The sequence below is a fragment of the Corallococcus sp. AB018 genome, assembly GCF_003986945.1.
GTDB classification, from domain to species: Bacteria; Myxococcota; Myxococcia; order Myxococcales; family Myxococcaceae; genus Corallococcus; species Corallococcus exiguus.
In genome coordinates, this window is record NZ_RAWR01000233.1 from 1 (window position 1) to 16,535 (window position 16,535).

Annotated in this window: 12 protein-coding genes and 1 pseudogene; 5 read left to right on the forward strand and 8 right to left on the reverse strand. The window is 68.1% G+C overall.

Annotated features, from left to right (window positions below):
- Together D7Y11_RS44615 and D7Y11_RS35510 are read left to right on the forward strand one after the other, a co-directional pair.
- Positions 1 to 332: pseudogene (locus D7Y11_RS44615) on the forward strand (hypothetical protein); the annotation flags it as partial.
- A 42-nt stretch (positions 333 to 374) separates the two neighbouring features.
- The gene (locus tag D7Y11_RS35510) at positions 375 to 1,181 is read left to right on the forward strand and encodes a hypothetical protein (RefSeq protein ID WP_126935903.1); all 807 of its coding nucleotides are present in this window, start codon (positions 375 to 377) and stop codon (positions 1,179 to 1,181) included.
- Between the two features lie 10 nt (positions 1,182 to 1,191).
- On the opposite strand, the gene D7Y11_RS35515 is transcribed toward D7Y11_RS35510, so the two are convergent.
- Together D7Y11_RS35515 and D7Y11_RS35520 are read right to left on the reverse strand one after the other, a co-directional pair.
- Positions 1,192 to 3,084, reverse strand: a complete 1,893-nt coding sequence (locus D7Y11_RS35515) for a hypothetical protein (protein ID WP_126935904.1) — start codon at positions 3,082 to 3,084, stop codon at positions 1,192 to 1,194.
- 16 nt (positions 3,085 to 3,100) lie between these two features.
- On the reverse strand, positions 3,101 to 4,036 hold the full coding sequence (locus tag D7Y11_RS35520; RefSeq protein ID WP_233607493.1) for a class I SAM-dependent methyltransferase: 936 nt from the start codon (positions 4,034 to 4,036) through the stop codon (positions 3,101 to 3,103).
- 128 nt (positions 4,037 to 4,164) lie between these two features.
- Between D7Y11_RS35520 and D7Y11_RS35525 the strand changes: the two genes are divergently transcribed.
- Positions 4,165 to 7,944: an FAD-dependent oxidoreductase gene (locus D7Y11_RS35525; RefSeq protein WP_126935905.1), complete on the forward strand. Its 3,780-nt coding sequence runs from the start codon at positions 4,165 to 4,167 to the stop codon at positions 7,942 to 7,944.
- On the opposite strand, the gene D7Y11_RS35530 is transcribed toward D7Y11_RS35525, so the two are convergent.
- Entirely contained in the window at positions 7,945 to 8,634 is a 690-nt protein-coding gene (locus D7Y11_RS35530; protein ID WP_121755474.1) for a hypothetical protein, read from the reverse strand.
- A 185-nt stretch (positions 8,635 to 8,819) separates the two neighbouring features.
- Here D7Y11_RS35530 and D7Y11_RS35535 point away from each other — a divergent pair, with 185 nt between their 5' ends.
- Both D7Y11_RS35535 and cyaY read left to right on the forward strand, forming a co-directional pair.
- Positions 8,820 to 9,362, forward strand: a complete 543-nt coding sequence (locus D7Y11_RS35535) for a histidine phosphatase family protein (RefSeq protein WP_120559234.1) — start codon at positions 8,820 to 8,822, stop codon at positions 9,360 to 9,362.
- 19 nt (positions 9,363 to 9,381) lie between these two features.
- The gene (cyaY, locus tag D7Y11_RS35540; protein WP_120598242.1) at positions 9,382 to 9,714 is read left to right on the forward strand and encodes an iron donor protein CyaY; all 333 of its coding nucleotides are present in this window, start codon (positions 9,382 to 9,384) and stop codon (positions 9,712 to 9,714) included.
- A gap of 86 nt (positions 9,715 to 9,800) precedes the next feature.
- Here the strand turns inward: cyaY and frr are convergent, their stop codons facing one another.
- From frr to secA, 5 genes are all read right to left on the reverse strand, one after another.
- Complete coding sequence (frr, locus tag D7Y11_RS35545) at positions 9,801 to 10,352, reverse strand: ribosome recycling factor (RefSeq protein ID WP_120581202.1); 552 nt, start codon at positions 10,350 to 10,352, stop codon at positions 9,801 to 9,803.
- Positions 10,353 to 10,404: 52 nt separating this feature from the next.
- A complete protein-coding gene (pyrH, locus tag D7Y11_RS35550) occupies positions 10,405 to 11,148 on the reverse strand; it encodes a UMP kinase (RefSeq protein ID WP_120581203.1) in 744 nt (247 codons plus the stop codon).
- Positions 11,149 to 11,346: 198 nt separating this feature from the next.
- The gene (tsf, locus tag D7Y11_RS35555; protein WP_120581204.1) at positions 11,347 to 12,000 is read right to left on the reverse strand and encodes a translation elongation factor Ts; all 654 of its coding nucleotides are present in this window, start codon (positions 11,998 to 12,000) and stop codon (positions 11,347 to 11,349) included.
- A 179-nt stretch (positions 12,001 to 12,179) separates the two neighbouring features.
- A complete protein-coding gene (gene rpsB, locus D7Y11_RS35560) occupies positions 12,180 to 13,142 on the reverse strand; it encodes a 30S ribosomal protein S2 (protein WP_120581205.1) in 963 nt (320 codons plus the stop codon).
- A 337-nt stretch (positions 13,143 to 13,479) separates the two neighbouring features.
- The gene (gene secA / locus D7Y11_RS35565; protein ID WP_120581206.1) at positions 13,480 to 16,302 is read right to left on the reverse strand and encodes a preprotein translocase subunit SecA; all 2,823 of its coding nucleotides are present in this window, start codon (positions 16,300 to 16,302) and stop codon (positions 13,480 to 13,482) included.
- Positions 16,303 to 16,535 lie beyond the last annotated feature (233 nt).

A 16,535-nucleotide genomic window follows, 5' to 3' on the forward strand; every position in this document is an offset into this window, starting at 1 on the left:
CGAAGCCGCCGCCCCCGGCCATCAGCCACGGCCGGCCCGCGCCCCGGCCTCCTCCCGCCGACGAAGGTGCAGGCCCCGCGTCCAGGGAGAGGCCGCTTCCGACTATCGACTACGGGCGTCCGACGAAGCCGCCGCATGGCGAGCAAGGCCGTCCGTCCAAGCCCGCACCGGCCACCGGCTCCGCGCGTCCGGCGAAGCCCTCCCGGTCCAAGAACGCACGGGCCACGAAGCCCCCACGCGAGCAGGCGCCCCGGCCGGAAGGCACGACTCCCCCCGCCTCCCCTGCCCCGCGCGGCTCACGCCCGAAGCGCGGTGGACCGAAGAAGCATTAGCATCGCGGGCGGTGCGCTCTTGCACCGCGAGGGGGAACCGCCATGCGTTCAAGCATTCTCGTCCTGGGCCTGATGGCCTTCACCGGAGCGCTCCAAGCCGAAGCCGCGGACAAGCCCGTCGCGCTCATCTGGAAGGGCTCCAAGGACAAGGCCGAAGCCGAAGGCCAGGTGTACTCCTGGGGCAAATTCGAGAAGCTGTTCGAGAAGACCGGCCTCACCCTTCCGGAGGGCCACCCCAGGCTCGTCCAGAGCAAGACCGTCCCGGGCCTCAAACCCGGCTTCTGGGTCTGGCTCCTGGGCACCTGCCCGTCCGACGAGGCGGGTCCCGTCCTCGAACACCTCAAGCTGCTCGCCCCGGGGACGTACTCCCGCGAGGTGAAGCTCCCCACGAAGAAGCTCGCCTGCCCCAAGGCGCCGGAGTCCCCGCTGCTGGCCCGGGACGAAGTCCTCAAGGTTCCCCCGGACGCGACGTTGCGCGTGTTCACCCAGGAGGAAACAGAGTCCCCCGACGAAGAGGGAAACGGCAACACCGTCTCCCGGACCCGGTTCCACTTCGTCCTCTTTAGCAAAGACGGCGAGGTCCTCGACACGGCGGACACCGAGGGAGACATGGACGTCAGCGGAAACGACTCATCAGGGCCCATCGCCTACCGCTGCACGAACACGCGACTCGAAACGTCGAAGAACAAGGGCAAGGTGGTCCTCACCCGCCAGTGCGGCGCCAGCGGCTTCGCTGAGTGTGGCTCCATGGTGTCCGCGGACGAGAGCGTCACCGTGACCGCGACCGACCTCGCCGTGTCCGCGAGCGCCATGGAGCGCACGAACATCGAGCACGCCGAATGCGAATGAGCGCGTCCGCTCAAGGGAAGCGGTACACGGTGACGTAGCCGTCCTGGTGCACCATCTCGCCGCCCAGTTCGTCCGTGATGAACTGGTGGCGGATGGGGTGGAAGTAGTGCGTCACGTACCACTTGAAGTGGTGCTCCTTCAGGTAGCGCCGCATCTCGTCGCGCTCCTCCGGCGTGACGGTGCCGAACGCGTTGCGCATCCCTTCCGCCGCACGAATGAGCCGCGAGTTCACCAGCGCCGACTCCCGCACTGGCAACCGGGACAGCCGGGCGTAGGACACCGGCTTGCCGTGGAACATCTGCTCCCACTGCCCCTGCACGTTGTCCGTCAGCACCGCCGCGGGCATGGGCGCGTCGCGAATCTCATCGAACACCGGCGGCAACCGGGGAGTGGAGGGCACCACCATCTGGAGGCCCCGGTACTCCACGTTCGGAATCAGCGCCACCGCGAGCGCCACCGCCACGCCCAGCCGCGCATCCCGCCGGGACGCCCACGCGCCCGCGTGCGCCGCGGCGAACGCCACCAGCACCGACAGCGACAGGAGCGTGAGCAGGATGAAGCGCACCGGCATGCCCCCGCGCGAGAACAGCGGCACCACGTGCTTGAACACCACATACGGCATCGGAATCTGGACCTTGAGCGGCACGTTGAACGCCGTCAGCGGCTCCGACAGCGCCAGGTAGACGGCCAGCGCCAGCAGCAGCAGCACGTCCCGCCGCCACACCCGCTCCCGCCACGCGGGCACCAGCGCCACCGCGAGCGCCACGGCGAAGAGCAGCACCACCGGCGACACCCGGTCCTCCAGGCCGATGTTGAGCACCGTGCCCATGGACAGCACCGCGAAGCCCAACCCCAGCCCCAACCAACGGCGCCCCTCCGGCACGCCCCGCCACAGCGCGAAGACGGCCAACAGCGGCGTCAACCAGCCCAGGAACGTGCCGGTCTCCTCCAGGTTGGTCGACATCTTCATGCGCATGACGTTCAGGGAGAACTCACGCGCCTTCGCGGGCAGATCCGCCATCCAGGCCGAGCGCGTGTCCGGAATGAAGAACGCGTACAGGTCCGTGAAGTAGTCGGAGTCGCCGTGGTGGATTTGCAGCGGCGCGGGGAACGCATGCAGGAGCAGCGGCACCATGGGCGGCACGCACGCGAGCCCCGCCGCGATTCCCGCCACCGCCGCCCGTCGCACGAGCGGATCCTTCCACGTGTCCAGGGACAGCAGCGGCCCCCGCTTCCACCGCTCCGCCACCACCCACAGGAGTGAGAAGAGCGCGATGTAGACGAGGTAGTAGTAGTCACACAGCAACACGTACAACGCGCACAGCGCCAGCCCCACCAGCCACTTGCGCTTGCCCTCGTCCAGCCAGCGGAAGAAGCAGAGCAGGTAGAGCGGCAGTCCCTCCAGCGCGGTGAGGTTCAGGTGCGCCGTCGCGTGGGTCAGGTGGTAGCGCGAGAAGTTGAACACGCACGCGCCCGCCAGCGCCGCCGCCGCCGCGAGCCAGGGCCCATGGCCCGCGCGCTCCAGCAGGTAGCGCAGGAGCAGCCACGACGTGTAGCCCGTCAGCACGAACGAGCCGAACAGCACCACGTTGTACGCCGTCTCCACGGACATGAACGGCAGCAGCACCACGCCCCACAGCGTCTTGGCGGGGGCCAACGTGTGCCAGTACAGCTCGGCGCCCAGGGGCCAGTGGAGGAAGGGCACGAAGAAGGGGTTCTGCGGCTGCACCCAGAGGGCCTGCCGCATCCACCACAGGTGCCACATGTTCATGTAGACGTCTTCGCGTCCGCCCATCACGTATCCCTTCATCTGGGACACGAGCGGCCAGGTGTGGAACGCCGACAGCGCGAAGAACGTGAGCAACACCAGCGGGTGCAGCACCCGCCGCATCAAGGGGGACATAGGCGCGAGGGAAGGCTTAGAGGGGCCGCTCGGCGGCCATCAGCATGTTGTCGCCCAGGTTGAACGGGATGGACCAGCTGGACGGCACACCCCGCCGCACCAGGTCCAGCACCGGCCCCGCAGGCGTGAAGCTCGCGCCCACCTTCCGCAGCAGGTAGTCCGCGGAGATGATGTGCGTGTACGTCCGGACGTCCGTGACGCGGAAGCCCACTTCCTCCAGCATCATCGCCAGGGTGCGGCGGCCGAAATAGAAGAGGTGCATGTCCATCAGCCACGGCCACTGCCCGCCCATGAGGCGCGCCAGCAGACTGCCCGCGTCGATGGTGGACAGGTAGATGCGGCCGCCGGGGCGCACCAGCTTGAGCGCCGCCTTCAGCTCCTCGCGCGGATCCGCGAAGTGCTCCACCACGTCCCACAGCGTCACCACGTCGTACTGAAGGCCCTTCGCCGCCAGCTCCCGCAGGGGGAGTCCGTGCACCGTGAAGCCCAGGCTCCGAGCGTTGCCGGCCGCCCAGCGCGACAGCTCCAGCCCCTCCGGGCGGAAGCCCGACTCGCGCGCCACATCCAGGAAGTAGCCGCAGTAGGCGCCCACATCCAGCAGCGTGCGGTTCTGGGCAGGCCCCAGCTCGCGCAGCACGCGGCGGAAGGTGTGGTAGCGGTTGTCCTTCTCCGCGACGTAGAGCGGGTCCTCCACGTCCTGGTACGCCTGGAGCAGCGTGTCCGGGGACACGAGGGGCCACTGGAACATCATCCCGCAGTCCTCGCAGCCCCAGATGGGCGGGTGGCTCCGGTGGCCAAAGGACGTGCAGTTGTAGGCCGCCGCGCCCTGGGCCTGGGTGCCGCCGCGCGCCCGGTGACGCAGCCGCAGGCGCCCTCCCTTGCACAGGTAACAGGCATCCGGCACGGGGGCCAGGTGCGGTTCGGAGGCACGACGTGCGGCGTTGTCCATCATGGCGGCGCACCGTAGCCGCTGGGGCCCACCGCCTCAACACGTCGGGCGGAGCAAATCCGGCCCATGACGTCCATCGCACCCGCCAGCCTCCAGGCCCTAAGCTGCCTGCCTCCCCGAAGTCCCGTGACATGCGCGCCTTGAACGACCTCGCCTCCGCCCCTGCCCCGGCGCTCCAGTTGGGCCTCCCGGGATTCACTTTCGAAGACCTGTACCGCCCCAGTGGCCTGCGCCGGCTGGCGGAGCGCTTCGACGCGCGACTCCAGGGCGACGCGCCCGACCTGTTCCAGACCTTCGACGCCTACCGCAAGTCCGGAGGCGCCAGCCTCTCCGGTCCGGCGGAGTCCGAGCTGCTCATCCAGGTGGCCCGCCACGTCTCGCGCTTCGTCGCCACACTCTTCGGCATCACACCGGAGACCGAGCGACTGGCCAGCCACTTGCGCGGAGAGCTGCCCCTCTTCGACTTCAAGCGCGAGTTCATCACGCGCCGCGTCTTCAAGAAGGGCGCGCAGGACCGTCCGACGCTCGCGGAGTTCCCGTCGCTGGACGCGCGCATGCGCCTGCTCATGCAGCTTGGCTTCCCGGACGCGCTCGCGCACGGCGACCTGGAGCGAGGCCTCGCGGAGTCCATCCTCACGCTGCTCGACCTGGAGCGGCTCTACTCCGGCAACCTGCCTCCCGCGCACCAGGAGCGCGCCCCCGCCCTGCGCGAGCGGTGGGCCGCCCTGCGCGCCAGGCTCACCGCCACGCCCGAGGGCGAGGACGCGTTCGGCTCCAGCCTGGTGATGAGGGGCGACGACGCGGCGGAGCTCCAGGCCGTGCGCGCGCTGCTGTCGCTGGCGGACCGGTGGACGTACGCCCGCGCGCTGCACCCGGAGACCAAGGCCCTCTTCCACACCTGGCCCACGCTGCGGCTGCCCAAGCCACTGGTGTTCGACCAGCTGGTGCAGTTGCAGCGCCCGGACGCCCAGATGGAGGAGAAGACGGAGGGCCTGGAGCACCACCTGCGCCACCGCGACGGCTTCAAGCTCACCGACCGCCGGGGCACCCCGCGCGACGTGATGAACGAGGTGGACTACTGCGTCATCTGCCACGAGCGACAGAAGGACTCGTGCAGCAAGGGCTTCCCCGCGAAGGACCCGGTGGCGGAGGGGCACTCGTTCAAGAAGAACCCGCTGGGCATCCCGCTCACCGGCTGTCCGCTGGACGAGCGCATCTCCGAAGCACACGCGCTCAAGCGCGAGGGTGACTCCGTGGCCGCGCTGGCCATGGTGACGCTGGACAACCCCATGTGCGCGGGCACCGGCCACCGCATCTGCAACGACTGCATGAAGGCCTGCATCTTCCAGAAGCAGGAGCCGGTGAACATCCCGCTGGCGGAGACGGCCACGCTCACGGACGTGTTGGCCCTGCCATGGGGCTTCGAAATCCACGGCCTGCTCACGCGCTGGAACCCGCTCAACATCCGCCGTCCGTACGCCCTGCCCTACGTGGGCCGCAACGTGATGGTGGTGGGCCTGGGCCCCGCCGGCTACACGCTGTCGCACTACCTGCTCAACGAAGGGTTCGCCGTCACCGGCGTGGACGGCCTCAAGATTGAACCGTTCCCCGACGAGCTGGTGGGGCGCGGCGGCCACGCGCTCCAGCCCATCCACGACTGGAGCAAGCTGACGCGCGAACTGGACGAGCGCGTGCTGGAGGGCTTCGGCGGCGTCTCCGAGTACGGAATCACCGTGCGTTGGGACAAGAACTTCCTCACGCTCATCCACCTGACGCTCGCGCGCCGAGAGGGCATGCGCATCTACGGCGGCATCCGCTTCGGCGGCACGCTGACGGTGGAGGACGCGTGGGCGCTGGGCTTCGACCATGTGGCCATCGCCGCGGGCGCGGGCCGCCCCACCATCATCGGGATGAAGAACAACCTCATCCGGGGCATCCGCAAGGCGTCCGACTTCCTGATGGCGCTGCAGCTCACGGGTGCCTTCAAGCGCGACTCGCTGGCGAACCTCCAGGTACAGCTGCCCGCCATCGTCATCGGCGGCGGCCTCACCGGCATCGACACCGCCACGGAGCTGATGGCGTACTACCCGGTGCAGGTGGAGAAGACGCTGGAGCGCCACGAGAAGCTGGTGGCGGACCTGGGTGACGCCACCGTCCTCGCGCGCCTGGACGCCGAGGAGCGCGCCACCTACCAGACCTTCCTGGAGCACGGCCGCGCCGTCCGAGCCGAGCGACACAAGGCCCAGGCGGAAGGCCGCGCGCCGGACTTCATCCACCTGGTGCGCGCGTGGGGCGGCGTGAGCCTGGTGTACCGCCGGGGCCTCACGGAGTCCCCTGCCTACCGCCTCAACCACGAAGAGGTCTCCAAGGCGCTGGAGGAAGGCATCCGCTTCATCGAACGGATGAGCCCCACGGAGGCGCTGCAGGACGACTCGGGCGCGGTGCGCGCCATCCGCTTCGAGCGCATGGTGACGGTGGACGGCAAGCTCAAGGGAAGCGGCCAGTTCTTCGAGCTGCCCGCGAAGACGGTCTGCGTGGCCGCGGGCACGTCCCCCAACGTCACCTACGAGAAGGAGTACCCGGGCACCTTCCAGCTCGACGAGGCGAAGGAGTACTTCCAGGGCCACGAGCTGGTGGAGGACGGCAGCGGCTTCAAGCTCCAGCCGGTGGAGGCCCAGGAGGATCCCGAGGCGAAGGTGGGCTTCTTCACGTCCTACCAACGCGACGGCCGCTTCGTGTCCTTCTACGGCGACAACCACCCGACCTACGCGGGCAACGTGGTGAAGGCCATGGCCAGCGCGAAGGATGGCCACCCGCAGGTGGCGCGCCTGTTCGCGAAGGAGGTCGCGGGCCTGGACTTCAACGACACGGCCGCGCAGGACGCGCGCGAGTCGAAGCGCGCCACCCACTTCGCGACGCTGGACGAAGCCTTCCTCGCCACCGTCGTCGGCGTGAACCGGCTCACGCCGACCATCGTGGAGGTGGTGGTGAGGGCGCCCTTCGCCGCCAGCCACTTCTCCCCCGGCCAGTTCTACCGGCTCCAGAACTTCGAGCGGAACGCGCCGCTCGTGGACGGCGTGCGCCTCACCATGGAGGGCCTGGCCCTCACGGGCGCGTGGGTGGACAAGGAGAAGGGCCTGATGGGCACCATCGTGCTGGAGATGGGCTCCTCCTCCCGCCTGTGCGCGGCGCTCAAGCCCGGCGAGCCCGTCGTGCTGATGGGCCCCACGGGCGCGCCCACGGAGATTGGCCACAACGAGACGGTGGTGCTGGTGGGCGGCGGCCTGGGCAACGCGGTGCTCTTCTCCATCGCGCGCTCGCTCAAGGCGGCGGGCTGCCGCGTGGTGTACTTCGCGGGCTACCGGCTGAAGGCGGACTCGTTCAAGCAGGATGAGATTGAAGCCGGCACCGACCAGGTCATCTGGTCCGTGGACTCCGGCGACCTGCTGGACGTACGCCGCGCACAGGACGCGGCCTTCCGGGGCAACGTGGTGCAGGCCATGGTGGCCTACGCCGAAGGGAAGCTGGGCGTGAAGCCCGTCATCTCCTTGAGCGAGGTGGACCGCATCATCGCCATCGGCTCGGACCGGATGATGCGCGCGGTGGCGGAGGCGCGGCACGGCGTGCTCCAGCCGTTCCTCAAGCCGGGGCACGAGGCCCTCGGGTCCATCAACTCCCCCATGCAGTGCATGATGAAGGAGATCTGCGCCCAGTGCCTCCAGCGGCACGTGGACCCCGTCACCGGCAAGGAGACGTGGGTCTTCTCCTGCTACAACCAGGACCAGCGGCTGGACCACGTGGACTTCGTCAACCTGAACCAGCGCCTGCGCGGCAACACGGTGCTGGAGAAGCAGGGTGACGCCTTCCTCGCGCAGCTCCTGAAGAAGGCGCCCCAGCTCAAGCGGGTGTAGCTACCGCCGTATGCCCGCGAAGGCCTTGAGCATGTCCTGGTAGTTCTTCGTCAGGTCGGCCTCGCGGGCCAGCACCACGTCCACGTTGGCGTCGCCGAACTCCCGGCGCGCCTCCGGGAGCTTCTGGAAGGTCTCCACCTGGAGCCGCATGGACTCCACCTGCGGTGCCAGCTCCTTCTGCTGCTCCTCCGGCATGCGGGCCTGGAGCGCCTCCAGCTTCTTGAGCTCCTCCTCGTACTGGAGCGTGCGCCCCATCTGCCGCTGGCTGATGACGGCGGTGACGACCTCCGCGATGCGGTTGACCTCGTCCGTGGACAGCCCCGCCGCCTGGCGCGCGTCGACCTCCGCCTGCGCCTTGCGCTCGATGAGCTTCAGGCCGCTCCTGGCCTTCTCCATCGCCTGGGGGGTGCCCGCGTCCAGGAGCGGCCCCATGTCCTGGAGGCTGCGCATCAGCGACCCGTACACCTCCAGCATCTTGCGCTGGTAGCCGACGTACGCCTCCAGCTTCTCCTTCGTCAGGGCGTAGGGGCCGGACGGCGCGTCATCTCCAGCCTCCCTGGCCTCCCCACCCTCCAGGCGGGCGACCGTGCCCCTGGCGTCACCCGCGCCCTCCGGCCCCCCCTCCGCCGCGTCCTTGCGACAGGCGGACAGGGCCAGGACGACGGCCAGACACCCCAACAACTTGCGCATGCCACCTCCCGTGAACGCCAGTGGGTGGCCAGTGTATGCTCGGGTTGGCCCCCCGCGAACGGCGGTTCCCGAACGCCCGCAATGCGCAGGCTGTTCCGGGCACTGAACATTCGACTCATTACCTTTGACCAACCGGGCCACGGTCATGTACGAACCGCGGTCTTGTCGCGACCGGTGGAGGGACTTTGAGGATTTTCCTGGTAAGGCACGGCGATGCGGACGCAGAGATCCCCGAGGGGCTCGGCGACGAGGCGCGCGCGCTGACCGCGAAGGCCCGTACGAATGTCGCCGCGCATTTCGCGTCGCTGTCTGAGCGCATGGGGCCCATCAGCCTCATCCTCACCAGCCCGCTGGTGCGTACGGTGCAGACGGCGCAGATCCTCTCCAACTCCGTGAAGCATGAAGGCCTCCTGCGCGTGCATCGCTGCCTGCTGCCGGACATGCCGGTGGGAGCGGTGGAGCCCGTGCTCAAGGAGTACTCCGACGAGAACCTCGTCCTGGTGGGCCACCAGCCCTCCATGGGCGCGCTCGCGGCGCACCTGCTGGGGATGCAGTCCTTCCCCAAGCCGGTGAACCCGGGCACGGTCATCGCCATGGAGTGGCCGGACACGCCCACCAGCACGGAAGACCAGGTGCCCGGCGAGAAGGGGGAGAACCCCCCGGCGCAGCACCTGAAGTTCCTGTTCTACTCCGCCCCCGGCCAGCAGGTCCTCGACGTCATCCAGTGACGTCCGGGAGCGCGCGGCCATGATGGACGAAGCCCGCTACCATTCCCTCGTGGCCGCCGCGTTCAAGCGCATCCTGGCGGCCGCGGACACCTTCGACCCGGACGTGCTGGAAGCCGAAGCCACCGGTGACAAGGTGACGCTCACGGCCGCGTCCGGCGAGAAGTGCATCATCAACACCCAGCGCGCCGTCTGGCAGATCTGGGTGGCCGGCCAGGGCCAGGGCATCCACTTCAGCCACGACGATGCCTCGCGCGCCTGGAAGGACGACAAGGGCAAGGGGCTGGAGCTGTTCGCCTTCGTCTCGGACGTGGTGCGGCACCTCACCGGCGAAGCGCTCGTCTATCCAGCCTGAGGCCGTCCTGAAGGCCCGGCTGGGTTCCTGCTGAAGCCCGGAAGGAGGCCCGTGGCGACTGGCCACGGGCTTCCAGGCGTGACGACTCAAACCGTCATCACTTCCTTCTCCTTCTTGGCGACCAGGTCGTCCACCGCCTTGATGCCGGCGTCGGTCGCCTTCTGGACCTCTTCCGTGCGGCGCTTGAGGTCGTCCTCGGTGATCTTCTTGTCCTTCAGCTGAGTCTTGAGGGCCTCGTTCGCGTCGCGGCGGATGTTGCGGATGGCGACCTTGTGCTCCTCGCCCTTCTCCTTCACCTGCTTCGCGATCTTCTTGCGGGTCTCCTCGGTGAGCGGAGGAAAGGGCAGGCGGATCATCTCGCCGTCGTTCATCGGGTTGACGTCGAGGTTCGCCTCACGGAGGGCCTTCTCGATGTCCTTCAGCACGCCCTTGTCCCAGGGCTTGATGACGATGAGGCGGGGCTCCGGCGCGCTGATACTGGCAACGCCGTTGAGCGGCGTGGGCGTCCCGTACTGGTTCACCTTGATGCCGTCCAGGATGTTGGTGTTCGCCCGGCCGGTGCGCGCCTTGGCCAGTTCCCGCTTGAGGTCTTCCACCGACTTGTCGATACGGCCCTTCAGATCCGCCGTGTCAGCCATTGTGCGTCTCCTGTGAGAAGTGGGGGTGTTGTCAGTCCCGTCCGTGGCGTCCCTAGGCCCAGACGGTCTCGGCCGCGCCGACGATGGTGCCGAACTCGCCGTGGCCCGTGACGGCGCGCTGGATGTTCCCGCGCGTGCCCAGGTCGAACACGATGATGGGCAGCTTGTTGTCCATGCACAGCGAGATGGCCGTGGAGTCCATCACGTTGAGGTTCTGCTTGAGGACGTCCATGTACGTGAGCGACCGGTAGCGCTTCGCGGTCGGGTCCTTCTTCGGGTCCGCGTTGTAGACGCCGTCCACCTTGGTGGCCTTGAGGATGACCTGCGCGTTGATTTCCATCGCGCGCAGCGACGCGGCCGTGTCGGTGGTGAAGTAGGGGTTGCCCGTGCCCGCGGCGAAGATGACCACGCGGCCCTTCTCCAGGTGCCGCACGGCGCGCCGGCGGATGTAGGGCTCGGCGATCTGCTCCATCTTGATGGCGGACTGCACGCGCGTCTTCAGCCCCTGCTTCTCCAGCGAGTCCTGCAGCGCCATGGAGTTGATGCAGGTGGCGAGCATGCCCATGTAGTCCGCGCTCGCGCGGTCCATGCCCTCCGTGGCGCCAGCGACGCCGCGGAAGATGTTGCCGCCGCCAATCACGAGGGCGATTTCCAGGCCCGTTCTGGAGAGTTCCGCGACTTCCTCCGCGATGCGCGTGAGGGTGGGCGGGTGGATGCCGTACTTCCCCTCGCCCATCAGGGCTTCGCCCGACAGTTTGAGGAGGATGCGCTTGTAGGGAGAGGTGGATTCGGACATACGCGACCGCTTCTATCCCCCGCCCCGCGCCCAGGCAACGACGGAAGTCGTGACGCGCGCCGCACCGTCCAGTGCCGGGCGGACGGACGTGAAGGAAACAGGGCCTGGAATACCAAGGGCCGCGTTCCCGGCGCCCTTCCCCTGTGAGGAAGAGCCCCAGGCACGCGGCCCCAGGGTGAGACGGGAGGGACGGAGGCTTTAGGCCTGGCCCAGCGTCTTGGCGACCTCGGCGGCCAGGTCATCCTTCTTCTTCTCGATGCCCTCACCCACCTCGTAGCGGACGAAGCGGCGCACGGAGACCTTCTCGCCAATCTTGGCGGCGCGCTCGTTGATCATCTCGCCGACCTTCTTCTTGTCGTCCTTCACCCAGAGCTGGTCCACCAGGCAGACGCCCTCGTAGTACTTCTCCATCTTGCCCACGAGGATCTTCTCCAGCATCGCCTCGGGCTTGCCCTGCTGCTTGAGCAGCTCGCGCTGGATCTCCTTCTCCTTGTCCATCGCGTCGGTGGGGACCTCCTCGCGGCGGACGAACTTGGGGCCGGCCGCGGCGATCTGCATGGCCACTTCCTTCGCCAGGTCCTGGAAGTCCGGGTTGCGAGCGACGAAGTCCGTCTCGCAGTTGACCTCCACGATGACGCCGATGCGGCCGCCGTGGATGTAGGAGGTCACGATGCCTTCGGCGGCGACGCGGCCGGCCTTGCCCTCGGCCTTGGAGATGCCCTTCTTGCGCAGCCACTCCGCGGCCTTCTCGAAGTCGCCACCGGACTCGGCCAGCGCCTTCTTGCAGTCCATCATGCCGGCGTTGGTGCGCTCGCGGAGGTCCTTCACCATCTGGGCGGTGATCTCAGCCATGTCGTATCTCTTTCTTCATCGGCTCCGAGCCCGGCGGCGTGCGCTGGGGGCGGAGGACTGGGGTTCTGGGTACTGACGCCAAGGACGTAGAAAATGGAGACGGCCGGACAGCGGGCCTTGAGAGGTGCCGCCCGGCCGAACTCCGGAGACCGCGTTGGGAAAGCGATGAGGCCGGGCGGTTACTCCGCCGCCGGCGTGCTCTCGCCGCCAGCCTCGGGCGCCTGCTCCGTGGTGGCCGCGGTGGCCTTCATCTCCACGACGGGGCCGCGGCGCTCACCGCCACGGTCACCGCCGCCACGGCGGTCGTCACGGTCGCGGCGGTCGCCACGGCGCGGGCCACGGCGGTCGTCACGGCGGTCGTCACGGCCCTCGCGCTCCTCCTGCTCGTCGCGCTCGGCGGCGCCGGACGCACGGTAGCGAGCCGCACCCTCGAGGCACGCGTCGGCGATCTTGGACGTGAAGAGCTTGATGGAGCGGATGGCGTCGTCGTTGCCCGGGATGACGAAGTCGATGCCGTCCGGATCGCAGTTGGTGTCCACCAGACCAATCACCGGGATGCCCAGGCGGGTGGCCTCGTGGATGGCGATGTGCTCCTTCTTCGGGTCGATGACGAAGACGCAGCGGGGCAGCTTCGCCATGTCCTTCACGCCGCCCAGGTTCTTCTCCAGCTTCTCGCGCTCACGGTCGAGCTGGGCGACTTCCTTCTTGGGCAGGCGCTCGAAGGTGCCGTCCTCGGCCATCTTCTCCAGCGTCTTCAGGCGGTCGATGCCCTGCTTGATGGTCTTGAAGTTCGTCAGCGTGCCACCCAGCCAGCGGCTGGTGACGTGGAACTGACCGCCGCGGGCGGCCTCCTCCTGGATGACGTCCTGCGCCTGCTTCTTGGTGCCGACGAAGAGCACCGACCCGCCGCGCGCCGTGATGTCCGCCACGAAGCGGAAGGCCGCGCGGGCCATGGTCACGGTCTTCTGCAGGTCGATGATGTAGATGCCGTTACGGGCACCGAAGATGTAGGGCTTCATCTTCGGGTTCCAGCGCTTGGTCTGGTGGCCGAAGTGAACGCCGGCCTCGAGGAGCTGGCGCATCGTGATGCCGCTGGCAGCGGCCATCGCCTGGGCCTGCGTCTGCGTATCCTGCTGATCCATGGTGCGAGTACCTTCCGGTTGTTCCGCCACGCGCGTTGAGACCGCTGCCAGTCCTGGCCCTTCCACCGTGGAGGGGCACCGGGGACCGGTGACACGCGTGTGAGTAGTGGGTGCTGCTGACTGCCTCGGGCGGTGAAGCCCGGCCCCTACATAACAGGGCGCGGCGTCCTTAGCAGAACGCTCAAGAGGGGCGCAAGCTTCGGCACACCCTCCGTCCGGCTCCTACCTCCCCGAGGCCGCTCCCCTCCCCTCCAGGAAGGCGACCGGCGCGGCCCCGCTCCCCTTTCCAGGGAGGGCGACCGCGCCGGAAGAGCGCTTCCATCAGGTGTTCAGCGGCCTACGGGTTCGCTTCGTTGGCGCCGTGGCACTTCTTGTACTTACGGCCGCTGCCGCAGGGGCAGGGCTCGTTGCGGCCCACGGGCTTGGGGCCGGCGGCGGCTTCGCGCTGGGCGACCGGGGTGGCGGTGGCCTCCTCGATCTTCCCCTCGGCGTCCGCGCGGCCCTCCACGGCCTTCTTCTGCTGCTGGGCCAGCTGGCGCTGGATGCGGGCGGTCTCCTCCGCGGCGCTGGAGGCGGAGCGGGCCTGGACACGCATCATCTGGCTGACGAACTGCGTCTTGATGGCGTCCAGCATCTGCATGAAGCCCGTGTAGCCTTCCTTCTTGTACTCCTGCTTCGGGTCCTTCTGGCCGTAGCCGCGCAGGCCGATGCCCTGGCGCAGGTGGTCCATGGCCAGCAGGTGGTCCTTCCACAGCTGGTCGATGGTGGCCAGGTACCGGTACTGCAGGAAGCGCATGAAGTCTTCGCCGAACTCCTGCTCGCGGGCGGTGAAGACCTTCTCCGCCGCCGCGTAGATCTGCTCCTGGAGCTCGTCGCGGTTGCCGACGCCCTCGAAGCTCATCTCCAGGTTGAGCGACTCCTTCACGGAGTTGGCCAGCGAGGCGATGTCCCAGGTGTCGGAGCTGCGCGTGGGGGCGTAGGTGTCCGTCATCGACACGACGACGTCCTCCACGGCGTCCAGCACCATCTCCCGGAAGTCCGCCCAGGAGATGACGCGCTCGGAGCGCGTCTTCACGCGCGTCTTCACGTCCTCCTCGTACTCCACGAGCGGAACGCCCGCGCCCGACGCGAGCACCTGACGGCGCAGCTTGTAGATGGTGCGCCGCTGCTGGTTCATCACGTCGTCGTACTCAAGCAGGTTCTTGCGGATGTCGAAGTTGTGGCCTTCGACCCGCTTCTGCGCGCCCTCGATGGCGCGAGAGAGCCAGATGTGCTCGATGACCTCGCCCTCCTCCATGCCCAGGCGCTCCATCAGCATCTGGATGCGCTCCGACCCGAAGATGCGCATCAGGTCGTCTTCCAGGGACAGGAAGAAGCGGCTGGCGCCCGGGTCACCCTGGCGGCCGGCGCGGCCACGCAGCTGGTTGTCCACGCGGCGGGACTCGTGGCGCTCCGTGCCGATGATGAAGAGGCCGCCGGCGGCCATGACCTCTTCACGCTCGCGCTTGGTGAGCTGCTCGTTGTTCGCCTTCGTCTCCTCGAAGCGCTTCTCGTAGTCCGCCAGCGCCGCCTGGTAGGCGGTGAGGTCCGGGGGCTGCCCGTCCACGGACTCCGGCGGCTCCGGCGGCGCGCCCATCTCGCTCTTGGTCATGACCTCCGCGTTACCGCCCAGGAGGATGTCCGTGCCGCGGCCGGCCATGTTGGTGGAGATGGTGACCGCGCCCTTGCGGCCCGCCTGCGCGACGATGTCCGCCTCGCGCTGGTGCGCCTTGGCGTTGAGGACGTTGTGGGCCACGCCGCGCTTCTTGAGGAAGTTGGACACCACCTCGCTCTTGGCGATGGACACCGTGCCCACGAGCACCGGCTGGCCGGCCTTGTTCAGCTCTTCAATCTGGGCGGCGACGGCCTCGAACTTCTCGCGCTCCGTCTTGTAGACCACGTCCTGTTCGTCGCGGCGCTGCGCGTTGCGGTTCGTCGGGATGACGCGCACGTCCAGGTTGTAGATCTTCGCGAACTCTTCGGCTTCCGTGTCCGCGGTGCCCGTCATGCCGGACAGCTTGGAGTACATGCGGAAGTAGTTCTGGAACGAGACCGTGGCGAGCGTCTGGTTCTCGTTCTCGATCTTCACGCCCTCCTTGGCCTCGATGGCCTGGTGGAGGCCGTCGGACCAGCGGCGGCCCGGCATGAGGCGGCCGGTGAACTCGTCGACGATCTGCACCTCGCCGTCCTTCACCACGTAGTCCTTGTCGCGCTTGTAGAGCGTGTGCGCGCGCAGGGCCTGCTCGACGTGGTGGAGGGTCTCGATTTCGCCCGGGTCGTAGAGGTTGCCGACGCTGAGGCGCTTCTGGAGCTTGTCGATGCCGTCGTCGGTGAGGGCCACCGAGCGGTGCTTCTCGTCCAGGGTGTAGTCCTGGTCCGGCACGAGGCCCGGGATGACCTGGTCCACCCGGTAGTACTTGTCGGTGCTGTCCTCGGTGGGACCGGAGATGATGAGCGGCGTGCGGGCCTCGTCGATGAGGATGGAGTCCACCTCGTCGACGATGGCGTAGTTCAGCTCGCGCTGGACGTAGTCCTGCAGACGGAACTTCATGTTGTCGCGCAGGTAGTCGAAGCCGAACTCGTTGTTCTGGCCGTACGTGATGTCCGAGCGGTACGCGTCCTGGCGCTGCTTGTCGGACAGCTCGTGGAGCACGCAGCCCGTCGACATGCCCAGGAACTTGTAGACGCGGCCCATCCACTCCGCGTCGCGGCGGGCCAGGTAGTCGTTCACGGTGACGACGTGCACGCCACGGCCGGACAGGGCGTTGAGGTAGGAGGGCAGCGTCGCGGTGAGCGTCTTGCCTTCACCGGTGCGCATCTCCGCGATGCAGCCCTCGTGCAGGAACATGCCGCCGATGAGCTGCACGTCGTAGTGGCGCTGGCCGATGACCCGGCTCGCCGCCTCACGGGTGAGGGCGAAGGCCTCGAAGAGCAGGTCGTCGAGCGGCTTGCCGTTCGCGATCTCCTGCTTCATCCGGGCGGTTTCGCGCGCGAAGTCCTCGTTCTGGAGGGCCTTCATGCGGCCTTCCAGTTCGTTGATGCGGGCGACCTTCAGGCGGGCTTTCTTGAGCTCGCGCTCATTCTTGGTCCCGATGAGCTTCTTTAGCGTCCATTCAATCATGTTGGCTCTCTCGCCGGAGGATCCTCGAAGGAGCGCGGCGAGTGAAGGGAATTCCCAGGAGATGTAAGGGAGAACCAGACCAAAACCACGCGCGCCCCCCGAAACTTCCTCTCGGCTGGCCGCCCGGCGCGCGGTGGCCCAGAGTAAAGCGGAACCGAGTCCACGCAATGTCCCCTAAGCAGATTCACCGTCCCCGCGCCGCGAAGAGTTCTTCCGGCCGCTCCTCCCCGGGC

Bases quoted from the DNA above. Each gene is read 5' to 3' on its own strand.
- D7Y11_RS35510 (WP_126935903.1), top strand. From the start codon at position 375: ATGCGTTCAAGCATTCTCGTCCTGGGCCTGATGGCCTTCACCGGAGCG.
- D7Y11_RS35515 (WP_126935904.1), bottom strand. From the start codon at position 3,084: ATGTCCCCCTTGATGCGGCGGGTGCTGCACCCGCTGGTGTTGCTCACG.
- D7Y11_RS35520 (WP_233607493.1), bottom strand. From the start codon at position 4,036: ATGATGGACAACGCCGCACGTCGTGCCTCCGAACCGCACCTGGCCCCC.
- D7Y11_RS35525 (WP_126935905.1), top strand. From the start codon at position 4,165: ATGCGCGCCTTGAACGACCTCGCCTCCGCCCCTGCCCCGGCGCTCCAG.
- D7Y11_RS35530 (WP_121755474.1), bottom strand. From the start codon at position 8,634: ATGCGCAAGTTGTTGGGGTGTCTGGCCGTCGTCCTGGCCCTGTCCGCC.
- cyaY (WP_120598242.1), top strand. From the start codon at position 9,382: ATGATGGACGAAGCCCGCTACCATTCCCTCGTGGCCGCCGCGTTCAAG.
- frr (WP_120581202.1), bottom strand. From the start codon at position 10,352: ATGGCTGACACGGCGGATCTGAAGGGCCGTATCGACAAGTCGGTGGAA.
- pyrH (WP_120581203.1), bottom strand. From the start codon at position 11,148: ATGTCCGAATCCACCTCTCCCTACAAGCGCATCCTCCTCAAACTGTCG.
- tsf (WP_120581204.1), bottom strand. From the start codon at position 12,000: ATGGCTGAGATCACCGCCCAGATGGTGAAGGACCTCCGCGAGCGCACC.
- rpsB (WP_120581205.1), bottom strand. From the start codon at position 13,142: ATGGATCAGCAGGATACGCAGACGCAGGCCCAGGCGATGGCCGCTGCC.
- secA (WP_120581206.1), bottom strand. From the start codon at position 16,302: ATGATTGAATGGACGCTAAAGAAGCTCATCGGGACCAAGAATGAGCGC.